The sequence below is a fragment of the Shewanella sp. 10N.286.52.C2 genome (genome assembly GCF_002874545.1).
Taxonomy (GTDB): Bacteria; Pseudomonadota; Gammaproteobacteria; order Enterobacterales; family Shewanellaceae; genus Shewanella.
Genome location: NZ_MCTV01000017.1, coordinates 27791 through 42457 on the forward strand (window position 1 = coordinate 27791; position 14667 = coordinate 42457).

General features: G+C 40.7%; 12 protein-coding genes. 9 read left to right on the top strand and 3 right to left on the bottom strand.

The features are described 5' to 3' along the window. Nucleotides 1-203: 203 nt before the first annotated feature. The 3 genes from BCU94_RS07705 to rplY all read left to right on the top strand — a co-directional run bounded on the left by BCU94_RS07705 (nt 204) and on the right by rplY (nt 2805). Nucleotides 204-1631 carry a L,D-transpeptidase family protein gene (locus BCU94_RS07705; protein ID WP_102476064.1) on the top strand — a complete coding sequence of 476 codons (1428 nt, stop codon included), beginning with the start codon at nt 204-206 and terminating at the stop codon, nt 1629-1631. Nucleotides 1632-1781: 150 nt separating this feature from the next. Next, nucleotides 1782-2330 carry a DUF882 domain-containing protein gene (locus tag BCU94_RS07710; RefSeq protein ID WP_102439896.1) on the top strand — a complete coding sequence of 183 codons (549 nt, stop codon included), beginning with the start codon at nt 1782-1784 and terminating at the stop codon, nt 2328-2330. Nucleotides 2331-2517: 187 nt separating this feature from the next. Continuing rightward, nucleotides 2518-2805 carry a 50S ribosomal protein L25 gene (rplY, locus tag BCU94_RS07715; RefSeq protein ID WP_076539958.1) on the top strand — a complete coding sequence of 96 codons (288 nt, stop codon included), beginning with the start codon at nt 2518-2520 and terminating at the stop codon, nt 2803-2805. Nucleotides 2806-2872: 67 nt separating this feature from the next. Here rplY and BCU94_RS07720 read toward each other — a convergent pair whose 3' ends face one another. From BCU94_RS07720 to BCU94_RS07730, 3 genes are all read right to left on the bottom strand, one after another. After that, nucleotides 2873-6817: a translocation/assembly module TamB domain-containing protein gene (locus tag BCU94_RS07720; protein WP_102476065.1), complete on the bottom strand. Its 3945-nt coding sequence runs from the start codon at nt 6815-6817 to the stop codon at nt 2873-2875. Then, on the bottom strand, nt 6817-8613 hold the full coding sequence (locus BCU94_RS07725; protein ID WP_102476113.1) for an autotransporter assembly complex family protein: 1797 nt from the start codon (nt 8611-8613) through the stop codon (nt 6817-6819). The genes BCU94_RS07720 and BCU94_RS07725 overlap by 1 nt, the downstream gene beginning before the upstream one ends. Before the next feature lie 352 nt (nt 8614-8965). Further along, nucleotides 8966-9316 (bottom strand): hypothetical protein, encoded by a 351-nt coding sequence (locus BCU94_RS07730; RefSeq protein ID WP_102476066.1) that lies wholly within the window; start codon nt 9314-9316, stop codon nt 8966-8968. On the opposite strand from BCU94_RS07730, the gene BCU94_RS19580 reads away from it, so the two are divergent. The 6 genes from BCU94_RS19580 to BCU94_RS07755 all read left to right on the top strand — a co-directional run bounded on the left by BCU94_RS19580 (nt 9315) and on the right by BCU94_RS07755 (nt 14592). Next, nucleotides 9315-9461, top strand: a complete 147-nt coding sequence (locus BCU94_RS19580) for a hypothetical protein (RefSeq protein WP_157936132.1) — start codon at nt 9315-9317, stop codon at nt 9459-9461. The genes BCU94_RS07730 and BCU94_RS19580 overlap by 2 nt on opposite strands. Before the next feature lie 232 nt (nt 9462-9693). Beyond that, on the top strand, nt 9694-10734 hold the full coding sequence (locus tag BCU94_RS07735) for an isoaspartyl peptidase/L-asparaginase (RefSeq protein WP_102476067.1): 1041 nt from the start codon (nt 9694-9696) through the stop codon (nt 10732-10734). A gap of 773 nt (nt 10735-11507) precedes the next feature. Further along, entirely contained in the window at nt 11508-12101 is a 594-nt protein-coding gene (locus BCU94_RS07740; protein WP_102439886.1) for a hypothetical protein, read from the top strand. A gap of 80 nt (nt 12102-12181) precedes the next feature. Then, nucleotides 12182-12583, top strand: a complete 402-nt coding sequence (locus BCU94_RS07745; protein WP_102476068.1) for an ACT domain-containing protein — start codon at nt 12182-12184, stop codon at nt 12581-12583. A 270-nt stretch (nt 12584-12853) separates the two neighbouring features. Continuing rightward, the gene (locus tag BCU94_RS07750; protein WP_102476069.1) at nt 12854-13780 is read left to right on the top strand and encodes a GGDEF domain-containing protein; all 927 of its coding nucleotides are present in this window, start codon (nt 12854-12856) and stop codon (nt 13778-13780) included. A gap of 395 nt (nt 13781-14175) precedes the next feature. Beyond that, nucleotides 14176-14592, top strand: coding sequence for a CBS domain-containing protein (locus BCU94_RS07755; protein WP_076539977.1), 417 nt, complete (start codon nt 14176-14178; stop codon nt 14590-14592). Nucleotides 14593-14667: the final 75 nt, after the last annotated feature.

A 14667-nucleotide genomic window follows, 5' to 3' on the forward strand; every position in this document is an offset into this window, starting at 1 on the left:
GAGTTTGTTTATAGCAGTTATGCCCATCGTTTAACAGAACTCGACTTATCACAGCTCTACCACTGTCGAATTGCTGCGCTAAATCCGCTATCTATCTCCAACTTTCGTATTATCTTTTAACAGTGTCATATTTTATGTAACACAAGGATGGTATTTCTTTGCCATACTCAAAAGCTCGTAGTCAGTATTTAGGAGGATAATTCATGGTGAGATGCTGTTTTCATCGAGTTGCGTTATCTTTTGCAGTGATATTATTCTTGTATTTTACGCCAATGACTAAGATTGCGGCTTCGGATGCGGTTTATAACACCCTTGCGCAACATGTATTATTGATTTCGTTGACTGACTCCAGTGTTCAATGGCAAGCATATTTAACGATTCTGCGCCAGGGTACAGAGGCTGAAAAGCTTGAATATATCGACACAATACAAAATGAAGTTGATAGGTTTTGGGCTGATAAGTCTGTTGAACTGCAGTATCGCAATCTTGCTTCCAACGCTTCACTTCAAAACAAAGTTTTTTCTTTAGAGCCTCCGGTAGATGATTACTTGAGAGTTCTTAACCATATTAGACGATTAATGTGGCTTGATAACCGCCATGAATGGCAGCCAATTGTCCCCGGCGGTTTTTTACGGCCTGGCGATAGCCATCAGACTATCAGTGCTATTTCACAGCGTTTATGGTTACTTGGGGACTTATCATCTCGTTCAGAAGCGCAACATATTTATGATGACACTATAGCGAACGCGGTGGTGTCATTTCAGCAGCGTCATGGCTTAAAAGCCGATGCTGTTATTGGTCCCAATACCTTACATTGGTTAAACCAAACACCTAAACAGCGCGCCATATTACTTGCCAGTAATTTTGTGGCTAAAACCAGTTATCAACATCAACTGTCAGAGCGTTATTTATTGGTAAATATTCCCGCCTTTGAAATGGTGCTAGTCAATGATAGTCAAATCGCCATGACCTCTCGAGTAATTGTCGGCAAGGCCTATCGAAGAACCCCTGTGATGTCAGGACAAATATCCAATGTGGTCATTAATCCTACTTGGACAGTACCTAAAAAGCTGTTACGACGGGATATCTTGCCTAAAGTGGCTAAAGATGGTGATTATTTTCGCGATCGACAATTTGATGTTTTTGATCGAGCTGGGATTAAAATTGATAAAACCGCTGATGAATGGCAAATGGCCGCAACTGCAGCCTTTCCATATCGTTTGGTGCAGCGACCCGGGGAAATTAATGCGTTGGGGCGTTATAAATTTCATTTTAAAAATGATCTGAATATATACTTACATGACACACCAGATAAATGGCTTTTTAATAAGGCAAATCGAGCGCTTTCATCGGGCTGTATTCGCATTGAAAAAGTGCAGCAATTGGCTGAGTGGTTCGCGGATAATGTGGTAATAGATAAACGCACTTGGGCGCGTATGCAGTCTAATCAAAAAAATACTCAATGGTTTTCGCTGTCACAGACCATTCCTGTGCATATAGTGTATTGGAATGCTTGGGTTGGTGAAGATAACTTGGCCCAATATCGAAATGATATTTATCATTTAAATAACACAGATAAAACAGTAGTAGCAAATAACGCAACAAGCCCATTACAGTTGACGTCACGTTAAGTGCCTGACCTTATTAGAAGTTGCTAAACTGCACATGGTTTATACATAACTTATGTGCTTTTAGAGTTGCTATTGTTTGCCATAAGCTTTAAATTCATCCTCGTTTGTGCAAAAAGTGCACAGTTTGAATTTTTAAAAAGTGGTGAGTTAATGTCGTTAGTTTGTCCTTCGCGTAGGCAGTTAATCCTTGGAATTAGTGGGGTGGCTGTCGCTTCAATGTTTTCTAATTCCGCTCAAGCAAGCCGATCTACAATAGGGCAGCGTGATCTGAGCTTTTACAACCGTCATACTGGTGAGCGCGGGCAAGGCAGTTTTTGGGTTGATGGTGAATATCGCAGTGATACCTTAACGCTTTTTAGCAATGTATTACGTGACCATAGACAAAACCAAGCGGCGCCGATGGATAAGCGTTTATATGAAATCCTGTATAAGCTTCAACAGACACTGAATAACTCAGATGAAATTCATGTGATTTCTGGTTATCGCTCTCCGATCACCAATAATATGTTAGCGGCCAACAGTAATGGTGTTGCCAAGAAAAGTTATCATATGAAGGGAATGGCAATGGATTTAGCCATACCCGGCATTGCTCTTAAAACCTTACGTGATGCAGCAATGTCGTTAAAAATGGGCGGGGTTGGTTATTACCCTCGTTCTGGTTTTATTCACCTTGATACTGGCCCGGTAAGAAGCTGGTAAAACCCACGGCCTGATATTTAGCATGATTTAAAGGCTATATAGTTAGTTCATGTGGATAAAATACCGGCGTGATGCTTGTTGACGCTATTTAGCTGTGTTAGAATCCGCGCGCTTAGTTTTATAACGAGCACGAGTTGTTATTGGTCGAAAATAACAACAAAAATTATTTTATATAAGTGAGAATTACATGTCTTATACTATCAATGCTGAAATCCGTACTGAAATCGGGAAAGGTTCGAGCCGCCGCCTACGTCATGCGAATTTAGTTCCTGCTGTAATCTACGGTCCAGGTAAAGAGCCTATTTCTATCAAATTCGCTCAAAAAGATATCATCAACCAACAGTTGAATGAAGATTTCTACACAAGCGAGTTAACTATCGTAATCGATGGCAAAGAAATTAAAGTTCGTGCACAAGCTGTACAGCGTCACGCGTACAAAATGCTTATCGAACACATCGATTTCAAATTTGCTTAATTGCTAATTTGAATGAAAAAAGCGCCTTAAGGCGCTTTTTTTGTGACTAAAATTTGGTTTATAACGCTTAATCAATATCAAAGCTATAGTAAATATCTAAGGATTGATTTAAGTTGCCTGATACGGTTTCTAGGTAAAGCTGTGAAAAAATATAATACCTTACCGTCATTTCATAGCCGGGGTTAAAAACACCAATACCGTATTTCACCATCAAGTCTTCGCCAATATAACCGCTAATGGCAAAGCGTCCTTCATCGTTGGCATCAAGTTGTACATTAGAAAAGCCCATTTTTTCAATTAAGCCCGTCGCTGTTGAGCCAATGTTGTTCATTGCGCCGCCGCCAAACTGTGAGCCTAAGCTTAACGCCGCGCTCATCATTAAAGCATTATTTTGATCATTACCAGAGTTCGCAAAGCCTGTGCCGGTGACTATGTAGGATAGAATTTCGGCTTGCTCTTTGGCAGGGTTTGAAAACAAGGTCACTACTGGCTGCATGGCTGTGCCTGTGACTCTCACGCCTGCGGTGAGATCTTCATCTTTGATTTCTTTTACTGCTTCAATATTTAAGTTGGGTACTGAGCTTGGGCCAACAAACTGCACTTCACCAGTACTGATGGTTAGGGTTTGCCCCATAAATTTATAACTGCCATTATTCACTTTAATATCACCAAATAACAGCGGTGGTTTGAAGGCTTGTTGCTGTAGCAATAATGTTCCTTCTAACTTGCCGTTTAAGCCCATGCCATCAATGTTAAGGTTCTTGCCCACATTAATATTGAGATCGGCGACGATAGCGTAAGGGCTGACTTTTTCTTCTTGTTCTGAAATCGAGTCTTTAAATACCACATCGCTAGATATCGCTACACCACCCTCAGCTAGTTGAACTAATGTAATTTCCCCGCTAGGAATATCGACAGTGCCCGTGATCGCCAGCTGATTTTTACTAAAGTTAATTTTTACATCAGGAGTAATATCCAATATTGCGATAGGGGGCTGAATAAAGGCGAGCTTTTTACCTTTTATATCAATTTCACCATTAAAGTTACCCTCTGGCCAAGCCAACTTACCATTGATATTTGCCTGGCCTTTCCCCATGGTTAAATCGCCTGTTACATTACCTTGTTGGCCAGCGAGCTCCATTATTAAATTGATATTTTCAATCAAAGTCGGGTTGTTTGTAGTGGCAATAGCTGCTTTTGATAGTGTCATTTTGCCACCGACTTCAGGCTCATTTAAAGTGCCTAATAAGGTTAAATCAGTGGAAAACAGTCCTTGTAATGTCGCCAGCTCAGGGAAGAAGCCCTGTAAGCCAGTTAAATCTAACTCGTCAATATTGATATGCCCTGATAGCTCTCTTGAAGGCAGGGTGCTGATGTTAACTTGGCTGCTGATATCTGAGATGCTATCTGCTTGCACTGATAATTGACCCGTTAGTTGCTGCTCATCTAATGTGACATGTAAGTTAACTAAGTCGTAAATGATATCGATGCGATCATTCTCTGAGCGCTTTAATTCTAATTTGCCCTCAGATAAGGTTAAATCAACATCTGCTTGTAACTTTTCAACCTCAGACCAATTCAGTTTGGCATCAAGGCTAGAGTCACCAATCCATACCAAGCGTTCGGGTAATATTGGCTGCAGTAGGCGGCCAGGTGTGCCTTGTGCAAGAATATGAATATCCCCTTGGGTACCAAAATTTGCAGGTTCAATCAGGCACAGGCTATTGCTGGGGTGATTAATGCAAAAAGGACTGGCGCTGCCAAGTTGATTGAGTTGATCCCAAACGATCGTGATGGGCTTATCTAACTGCCAATCTCCGAGCATATTGGTTAAGGATAAGGCGTTAACTTCAGTATCAAAGCGTTGTTTATCTGCCGTGTATATATTGCTCAATTGGGTGTTAATGGCTAGCTCTCCACCCGTAGACAGTTGCAATGTTTGCTGGCCAAGATCTCCTGAGGCGATTAGCTCTACGTCAGTTAAGTCCAGTTCGCTCCAGCTAAAAGCAGTACTGGCGAGATTCACGCTAAATTGATGCTCATTTAACGGTAAGTAGTGACCCGTTAATGTCAGTCTGTCGAGCTTCATATCGGCAAAATCAAAATCGGCCACTTGGCCGTTAATATCAACGATAGGTTGTTTGGCATCGCCAGTGACATCGATTTTTGCGGTAATTGACCCTTTACTATCTGGTAGCCACTGGCTGATGTCAGGTACATCAAGTAATGCATCTACATCCCATACTGTATCTGCTTGACCATTGATAAGTAGGGTTGTGCCGAGGGCTTGTGCTTGTAGGTCTTTGGCATTGATGGCGAAGTTATTATCAAATTGTACCTGACCTTTAACGCTAAGAGGGTACTGATTTAAACTGCCGCTTAAATCACTGTCTACAATATTTACTTCCCAGCTAGTATCAGAAACCTTACCTGTGGTGGTTAATATCCCACTGATGTGGCTGCTAAGCTCGGTGAGTTCATAAAGATAATCGATTTTTTCTAGCTGTAAATCAGTGGTGTCGAGTTTGGCTTGCCAGCTAAAATCATTACCCCAATCAAGACTCGCTTGACCTGCGATATCCCCCGCATCTGAGCTAATGACAATATCTGCAATATCCACATTGGTATGTGATAGCTGCATTGCGCTATTAACTTCAAGCTGCGGGTGATAGGGGCTGAGGAATTGCCCATCAAGGACAACATGTTGTTGGTTGAAGTCACCGGTACTTGATAATGTTTTGATATCAGTGACATAGTCAGGCTTAATCAAAGGCCACTGAATTTGGGCTTTGCTTATATCAATTCGATAAGGCATTTCGGGCTTACTCAAAGTGATATTTGAGTCAAAATTAATGGTAAAGTCACCTTCAGCGGCAAGGGTAACGGCTAAATCATCAAAGCCGTTGTGTGCACTGAGTTTGATTTTTTGCTGGGTTAATTCAGGAATTTCGGCCACATTGTTAAGGCTAAAATCGGCGTTAATATTCATTGGGTAATCGTGATTTAAACGGATATCGCCTTCTAATGTTGCCTCACCGTAATCATGAGTGATTGCTAATTGCTGCACATCAATTAAGTCATCAACATAGCTGCCTGCTAAGGTTATTTTTGCGAAATCATCGGTTCTTGCTCCCAAGACCATCACGCTGTTATTACTAATCAGTTGTTCAAGGTAAATAGGGAATGACATATAAACCACTGGTAATGCTGCCATAGCCCAGTCGTCATTTACCTCAGTGGTATTGTTCGGCGCTGCAACATCATCACTGGCAAGAGGAATATCAACCAGCAAACCGTCACTATAAAGGTAATTAACTCTTAAGCCTTTGCTATTCCATAGTGCTTTGCCTTGCAAGCGGCTGGCGTTATAGCGCATGTCATTTACGCTGACCTCAACTGAGTTTAAGTCTAATTCGTTAAGGCCAATAACTACAGGTAAAATCAGCGGTTCAGGTACTTCATCTTTACTTTCATTAGTTTTATCAGTGTTAGCTGGCTGATTATCTGCTAATGCAGCTTGAGTTGTTCGAGCGTTTGCAACGGTACTTTCACTAGGCACATCATCGGCAAACTCATCAGTAGCTACTCGTACCCGCACGCCACTTGCGTGTAACTTATCGACACAAATTTGCTTGTTAAACAAACAGGTTGGCAGCCAAGATAAGCTTAAGTCATCAACCTCTACCGCTACGCCATCCATTGACCAGCTTGCATGGTTAAATTCGAGTTGCTTATTGATGGTGCCAGAGCGTAAGTCTAATGCGAGATTGGGCACAAATTGATTGGCTAACATCACTGACATACGTGCGCCGAAAGGCGTGCCAATGAGCACTGCTAGCAAAATTAAAATCAGCAGTGGAATATAGATAATCACTCGAGTGGTATGTTTGAAGTATTTCCATAATCGCGCCCAAAGCGTTAATGGCGGCTTTGCTGGCACTTTATCTAGTGGTGTAGCGTCATGGGCTTCATGGTCGTTATGATGCTGGGGTAGCTTGGATTTTTCTGTCATTACAAATCCGTCCCCATGGTTAAATGAATTCGCCAAGATCTATCGACCGTTTCTGTTTCTTTCAAGCCGACACCTAAATCGAATCTAATGGGTCCGATAGGAGAGATCCAGTGAACGCCGCCGCCGACGGAGGCAATAGGTTCAAATGTTTCTGTATCAAAAGCGTTACCCGCATCCACAAAGCTGGCAAGTCGCCATGTGTCAGTTAAATAAAATTGATACTCTAAACTGCCCACCATCAAATAACGACCGCCGACAACCTGACGTGACGTGCTACCGTCTTCGTTGGTGTATTCAATGAATGGCCCTAGCTCTTGGTAGCCATAACCGCGAATACTCTGATCGCCACCGGTAAAATAACGTAGCGAAGGTGATATTTGGGCGATATCGTCACTATCAGCAATGTTGGCGCCTAAGTCGAGTCGGGCTACAAAACGATGCCGCTCGAAAAAGGTATCAATCCATTTAAAGTTAGCTTCAAATTTTAACAGTCGAATTTCAGAGCCTAAATTAGGGTCACCATATTGCATACTGTAAATATGACGGTAGCCCGACTTGGGGTCTAAGGTGTTATCGCCGCGAACGGTTTTGCCAATACCAAAGCCTGCAAGAAGGAATTTTGAATCGTAATCAATATTGGATTGATTATAAAGCTCTTGGCTATATTCAAGTGAATAACCAAATAGCCATTGGTCGGCTAGGGTTTGTTGTCTGATCACCCCGAGTAAACGTTTCTCTGACTCTAGCTGGCCAGTGTAATCGTAGCTTCTATCTTCTTCATTATAATCTTGGGTAACGCCATATTTATCTCGCAGTAATCCAATCTTAAATTGTAGCTGATCATCTAACGGGTGCTTTAACGGAATAGTATAGGTGGTTAAAAACTTAGGCCTGTCAGGTGACCATTCCATAGTAGTTTCTTGAGTATGGCCATAGCTGTTAATTTGCGGCATCCGCCAAGTGAGCCTGACCCTTGGCTCAATGGTTTTTTCGGCATTGGTACCAATATCGGCACCCAAACCTAATTCAAATGAGTGTGTTGGTCTTGGGCTTAAGTCAACTCTGATGGGGACATCGACGTCGGTCATGGCATCAACTTGTGGTAACACTTTGATATTACTAAAGTAGCCAGTATCGATAAGGTTGCGGTTCAATCGATTTAACCGCCGGGTTGAATAATTTGAATTGGGTTTAAACGGGATGAGTTTTTTCATGAACTCATCATTGAGAGTATGACCATGAAACTCGACGTTACCCAGTTGATAGCGTCTACCTGAGTCATAATGCAAGTGGATTTTAGCGGTATTCACATCCCGATTAACCACCACTTCAGCCCGTGAGAACTTTCCATCGAAGTAGCCTCTGGCCATAGCTAATGTAACCAGCTGATTTTTTAACTCTTGGTATACGCCGTGATCTAACACATCACCAGGTTTGATAGTTAACTGATCAAGCCAACGATTAAAGCTGTTATCTTCAATCATTTGCTCACTGAATTTAATGTCTATCCACTGAACAATGGTAGGCGCACCTTCATCGATATCGATGTTAAGTTTCCAGGGGCCCTTGGTCGCTTCTTCAACGTTAATCGATACTTTTGCGTGATAATGGCCGATGGATTCCAGCGCGGCGTTAACATTGTCTTCTACAGTAAATAAATAGGCTCTGCGTTGTACTTCAGAATCGGGGTTATTGCCTAAATGCGCTTGGATATTTTTGGTTAACCGTCCTGATGCGCCCGTTACCTTGACCGTTAACCAGTTATCTTTTGCCCAAGCGAAATTAGGTACCATCATGACAATGGCAGCAAAGGCGACAACGCAATATTGAAAAGATTTAAATAACAATTATAGGATGCTTATAAAGGCCATAAACTCATACTGTATTGTCGCTAGAATATGTGAAACAGGCAAGTTGTGGATTGAAATTAACCTTTGAAATGCATAGAAAGAATCGTCTGATTAAAGCATTAATATAAAAACCAGTCATTCCAGTGCTCGGCTTAAGATAGGTTTTGGCCATGCAAGGTCAAAGCTACCTTGATTTTACCTTAATGTTGGAGTGATTTAATCGTCCAAATAAAAAAGCAGAACTAATTACTGTTCTGCTTTGTTGTTTAGTGTTGGTGAAGCTATTAAATTAAGGTTTTTAGAGTTGTCTTAACAAAGAGAATGCTTGTTGAGTACAATCTCGAGTCACCACAAATCCCACCATGTTATCGGCGCTGTCATAGCCTTTAGCGACAATCCCTTGTGATTGAACATCAATATTCCAACGTGCTACTGAGGCTGCATCAGTTTTACCACCAATTTGAATCGGGTAATTAGGGGGGGGAACCTTGACCATCATATTGGGCAGTTTCACGCTAGTCACTTCACCCAATAAGGTTTTTGCTAATGCAGACGCACTGATTAAGGTCGGTTGTAAATACGCTTTTACTTGCCCTTCAAATTCAGCGCAATCCCCTAAAGCGTAAATATTAGCATTAGACGTTTGCATGAACTCGTTAACACATATGCCGCGGTTAACCTCAAGCTTGGCAAGTTATTTAGCTAATAGTGAAAAACTGACCGCGATCGCCAAACCGCTGGGCTTGAGTGCAGGTAAATTACATCGATTAATGAAGCGGCTTAATTTAAAGTAAATAATGCCTTCATTAATCTAAAACGATTTAAGGATTTCTGTGGGTTCAAAATTACCCCGTAGGGTGGAATATGGCGCATTTGTGCTGGCAGGGCTTATTATCATGGCTTCGTCACTATCACTATCTCAAAGTGATGAGTTGCAGCTTTGATTAATATTACTTTTCCCATAGAATCAATTCACTTAGAGTATAATTTAGGGCTATAACTTAGACTGTAAGCCCCTTGATAAATATGAGAATAACAATGAATAAATTAACCATGTTGTCATGTATCACCTTGCTGGTTTCGTCTTTTGGCAGTGTTGCCAATGACAAGCCGTTTGCCATTGCGATCCATGGCGGAGCAGGCACGATAAACCCCAGTAGTTTTACTCCTGAGCAAGAACAAGCCTATCGCGCTAAATTAAAAGAGGCCGTTGATACGGGTTATGTGGTGTTAGAAAAGGGCGGTTCAAGCCTTGAAGCAGTAACTCAAGCTATTAATGTTTTAGAGGATTCGCCATACTTTAATGCAGGCAAAGGGGCGGTTTATACCCACAATGAACAGCATGAAATGGACGCCTCTATTATGGATGGAAAAACCATGAATGCAGGCGCTGTATCGGGGGTTAAGCACGTTAAAAATCCCATTGATTTGGCGCGTTTGGTGATGGATAAATCAGTACATGTGATGCTCTATGGCGAAGGCGCTGAAGAGTTTGCCTTAACCCAAGGGGTGCCGCTGGTTGCCAATGAGACTTTTAATACTCAACACCGCTATGAATCATTGCAACGGGCTAAAGCTAAAATGGAGCAAGCAAAATTAGATAATAAAGACTATATCGCTTCCCATAATGCACTCGATGTCGAATTTAAAGTGGGCACAGTGGGCGCGGTAGCTCTGGATAAAAGTGGCAATATTAGTGCGGGTACATCAACAGGAGGCATGACCAATAAGCGTTATGGTCGTATTGGTGACGCACCCGTTATTGGCGCAGGCACTTATGCTGAAAACGGTGTCTGTGCAGTATCAGCAACTGGCCATGGTGAATATTTTATTCGCTACCATGTGGCTGGGGATATTTGCGCCAAAGTGAAATACCAAGGTAAATCCATTATTCAAGCTGCCGATGAAGTGATTAATCAGCGCCTTATCACTGCGGGTGGCACCGGCGGGGTTATCGCTATTGATCATCGCGGCAATATTGCCACACCATTTAATACCGAAGGTATGTACCGTGCGACCCGTAAAAAGGGTGAACAAGCCCAAGTGATGATTTGGCGAGATAAGTAAGCCCTTTAGTGCGTTTTTTAATACAAGTATTAAGCACTAGCTAAAAAGGCATCAAGTATTCACTTGGTGCCTTTTTTCTTTTAAGCCTTGTTTAAAACTGTTTAAAACTGTTTAATGTGATTGTGCTTGATTATTAATCACTTGAGGCGGGCAAATATTCCCTTTATCTTAATAGGGTTATTCAAATGTTGAGCTTGTGGTGAATTGTATTAGCAAGATCAATGCTAATAGGTATTACATAAGCGTGAGTCAGCGGTAAGCGATTAAAGTTTCTATAGTGCAAATAGAAAGTGATTGATGGTAACTCGTTAGCTGTTGTTGGACTATAGTTAATAATTCTATTTTTGAAATAAAATGGTCGTTGCTTTGTGTTTTTGTTGCAAAGTTTACAGCTTGTTTTGTTACTGCTTTATGGCTGTTGTACATAAGTATAAAAGTCGAGTTTATATGAGCTAAGCCTCTAAATTATCCGTGAGTTAGATACACAAAACCGTATAGTTATACTGAATTATGATTATGTACCAGCCTCAATAACAAGCTAGCTAAGCACAACACTAAACATAGGTTGTGAGACACAAGCTAAGTAAATGAATATTGAAGGTAGGCGATTAATGGGAAAGTCATTTTTCACATTGAATTTGAATGAATACACGCAAGTTGTGATTTGAAGTCAAAAGGCTACAAATACCTAAACGGCGCTGTTAGCCAGTAATGCAAAGACGATATGTAGTATTTAGGAATTTCTTTAAGATTAAGTATTATTAAGGCTAGTTATGAAAGTGGTTAAAGATGGTGTTTACGAGACGGCAAAAATGAACGTTGTGATTGAGGCTAGCTCTGTCATTAAAACATTCAAAAAGGTGAAGGATTACAAGAAGCGCTACTTCAGAGAAAAAATAGCCTTACAACGATTAATCGGGCTCGATAATTTCCCAAAACTACTTCATTTCGACGATGAAAATACCACGCTGACCATGAGTCGTTTAAAAGGTACTGCACCAGAAACCTTATCAGTGAAACAAATTATCCTGTTACGGGAAATGGTTGCCAATATGCTCGCTCAAGGTGTCGCGCGCCATGCAATGCCTGTGCGAGATTTATTAGCAGACAGTGATGAGAACCTGGGCATGGTTGATTTCGAAAGAATTACATTTCGAAGCTTTGAATGGTCGCCAATTTGGTTGATTGCCAAAAAGGTCAGTCATTACCATTTATATCGTTTAATACGAACTTATCAGCCGCAACAATTAACTGAACAAGAATATGCTTTTCTTGCAAAAACTGACACTATTCGTGATTATCTAATGAAGCTAAAACCATTAAAATTAAAACTAAAAAACATGTTTAAAAACCGCAGTAATAAGTAAGTATTAACTTGCCCCGTGATATAGCGATTTATGCCAAGCTTTAGGTTTAATAATAGCGTGTCAGCAATAGAGCGGTCATCATGTCAGGTATTACAGAATTAAATGCACTATTAAAGTCGATGGAGCCACAACTGCTGCCAGCAGAATTTGTGTTCTGTAAGGTTTCAGGTACGTTAGTTGATTATATTTCCCTTAATCCTGTCGCCACATTTTGTGAAGCAGAAGGATTAACGTTAGTGTTGGATAAAACTGCCGCCCAACAAGCTGGTTTAGGGTTTGAAGGCTCATTTCGCCAAATAACGTTAACAGTGCATTCAAGTCTTGAAGCTGTAGGGTTAACCGCGGCGGTATCTGCCAAATTAACGGCTTATGGTATTAGTGCTAACGTCATTGCGGCTTATTATCACGATCATATCTTTGTTCCATCAGCTAAGGCCGAGTTGGCTCTTTTAGCCTTAAAAGAGTTTAACGCAGTCACTTAAAGCAATTCTATCAACTTGCTTTAAGTGAGTTGGCCATCGCTACTATATTTAACTTAGCGTAGTATTAAACTGCCTTGATACGATTCAACAAACTGCAGCTAAAGTTGCAATTCCTAATCTAGGTGTTAATGTTATTTTTAAATCTTTGATTGGTATGGATCATAGCTTGAATTGTGATAATTCGAGCTTTGTTTAAAATGGATAAAGGCTGAGAAGACATCTTGCTTCGACGTTTTATAGCTTATATTTAACTAAAGGATTAAGCTAATAATGATAGGTAAACACAATAAAATGTCAGGGAATGACTATTTTCTTTTCTTTTTAGAAAGCAGCTCAGATTTTATTTATTTTAAAGACAGGGATTTTCGATTTACCTATGCCAGCAGACCTTTTCTGGATCTTCTGCAAATAAAAAACCTTGAAGATATTATCGGAAAATCAGACTTTGATCTTTTTGATGAGGAGCATGCCGCTCATTATCGACAGGTTGATAAAGACATATTAGCGGGTAAAGTTATTGATTCATTGCAAGAAACTTATTTTGATCAACATGGGAAGCTGTGCTGGATAAGCACCAGCAAAACCCCGATTTTTAATGATTCTAACGAAATAATAGGCATGTTTGGGATTAGCCGAGATATCACCCGAATAAAAGAATTAGAAGCGGAAACAACCAAGCTTGCCCAAACAGATAATTTAACCGGATTATGCAACCGTAACAGCTTTTTACAGCAGTCAAGATATACACTCAACCTTGCTCAGCGTAGCGGGAGCCATGCTTATTTATTCTTTATTGATGTAGATAGGTTTAAAGGCATTAATGACACCTATGGTCACCCATGTGGCGATGCTATTTTAAAAGAGATAGCGAGTCGCTTACAGCTTTCATGTCGAAAATCAGATTGTATTGCACGATATGGCGGTGATGAATTTTTAATATTGGTGACCGAAAATGATAGTTTAGGCATCCAAACTTTAGCTCGCAAAATTCATGAACTCAACAGTGAAACAATTACATACGAACAAACTACTTTTAATCTGTCATGCAGTATTGGGGTAGCCAAATTCCCAACAGATGCAGAAAATGCAGAAGGTTTAATAAAAGTTGCAGATGATTTGATGTATGAAGCTAAGAAATTAGGAAAAAATCGAACAGTGTTTTCACCTCAAATCGTCTTTACTTCAAATGATAACTAATGGGACGGTAAAGTCATTGGCTAGTCCTACCTTGTGCCTTGCTGGGTTAATGTGGCAAAAATGCAACGCAGTAATTAAAGTCGCTGTGATTTTTATATGAAGTCTCTATATCAGCAATTCATGCTATGACTGTTATAGCCTGCCATCGCTTAACTCAGCGCTTAATTGACCTGATCCATTAACTGCTCCATGCTATTGCCAATTAATTTAAAAGCCCTATTACAGCAATCTAATTATTCAATCTGCTGATGTTGTTAAATTTGACTACACTAAATAAGTGAACCGACAAATAGCAGTCACTGACGATCTCATTTTAGCCTGTTGAATTTAATGAATTAAGCTTCAGTGGTTCGGTCAAGCGTAAGCGCATAAAAACGATTTAAGGGGTAAATATTATGGATTCAATAAAAATATCTGATTATATGGATCGACAACCCGTACTTTTAAAAGCCGATATGTCACTGGCTACAGCTGTGGAGCATTTATTAAGCAACAAAAAAGCGGGCGCCGCCGTTATTGATAATAGCGGCGCATTGGTAGGCTTTTTATCTCAGCAAGATTGTATGTCGGTAATGCTTAAAAGTAGTTATCACTGCGATATGACAGAAACTGTGAAAGATTGCATGCAAACAGAGGTACTAACCGCATCGCCCGATGGCAGTATTTTACAACTTGCAGAGCAAATGCTGGGGGCGAAACCTAAAATTTATCCGGTAGTAGAAGGCGGTAAAGTGATTGGCACCATTAACCGAACCAATGTACTAAGTGCGATGAATTTGTACATGCAGCAATGTTATTTAACCCCAGCATAGGCAGGAAAAGTCTAAACTAATACCATTCAGTCTAGTTCCTTGCTAGGATCGCATTTTTTGAAATACTTGCTAGGA

Coding starts and splice junctions, on each gene's coding strand:
- BCU94_RS07750 (WP_102476069.1), top strand. CDS start 12,854: ATGATAGGTAAACACAATAAAATGTCAGGGAATGACTATTTTCTTTTC.
- BCU94_RS07705 (WP_102476064.1), top strand. CDS start 204: ATGGTGAGATGCTGTTTTCATCGAGTTGCGTTATCTTTTGCAGTGATA.
- BCU94_RS19580 (WP_157936132.1), top strand. CDS start 9,315: ATGAACTCGTTAACACATATGCCGCGGTTAACCTCAAGCTTGGCAAGT.
- BCU94_RS07720 (WP_102476065.1), bottom strand. CDS start 6,817: ATGACAGAAAAATCCAAGCTACCCCAGCATCATAACGACCATGAAGCC.
- BCU94_RS07710 (WP_102439896.1), top strand. CDS start 1,782: ATGTCGTTAGTTTGTCCTTCGCGTAGGCAGTTAATCCTTGGAATTAGT.
- BCU94_RS07755 (WP_076539977.1), top strand. CDS start 14,176: ATGGATTCAATAAAAATATCTGATTATATGGATCGACAACCCGTACTT.
- BCU94_RS07735 (WP_102476067.1), top strand. CDS start 9,694: ATGAGAATAACAATGAATAAATTAACCATGTTGTCATGTATCACCTTG.
- BCU94_RS07730 (WP_102476066.1), bottom strand. CDS start 9,316: ATGCAAACGTCTAATGCTAATATTTACGCTTTAGGGGATTGCGCTGAA.
- rplY (WP_076539958.1), top strand. CDS start 2,518: ATGTCTTATACTATCAATGCTGAAATCCGTACTGAAATCGGGAAAGGT.
- BCU94_RS07725 (WP_102476113.1), bottom strand. CDS start 8,613: ATGATGGTACCTAATTTCGCTTGGGCAAAAGATAACTGGTTAACGGTC.
- BCU94_RS07740 (WP_102439886.1), top strand. CDS start 11,508: ATGAAAGTGGTTAAAGATGGTGTTTACGAGACGGCAAAAATGAACGTT.
- BCU94_RS07745 (WP_102476068.1), top strand. CDS start 12,182: ATGTCAGGTATTACAGAATTAAATGCACTATTAAAGTCGATGGAGCCA.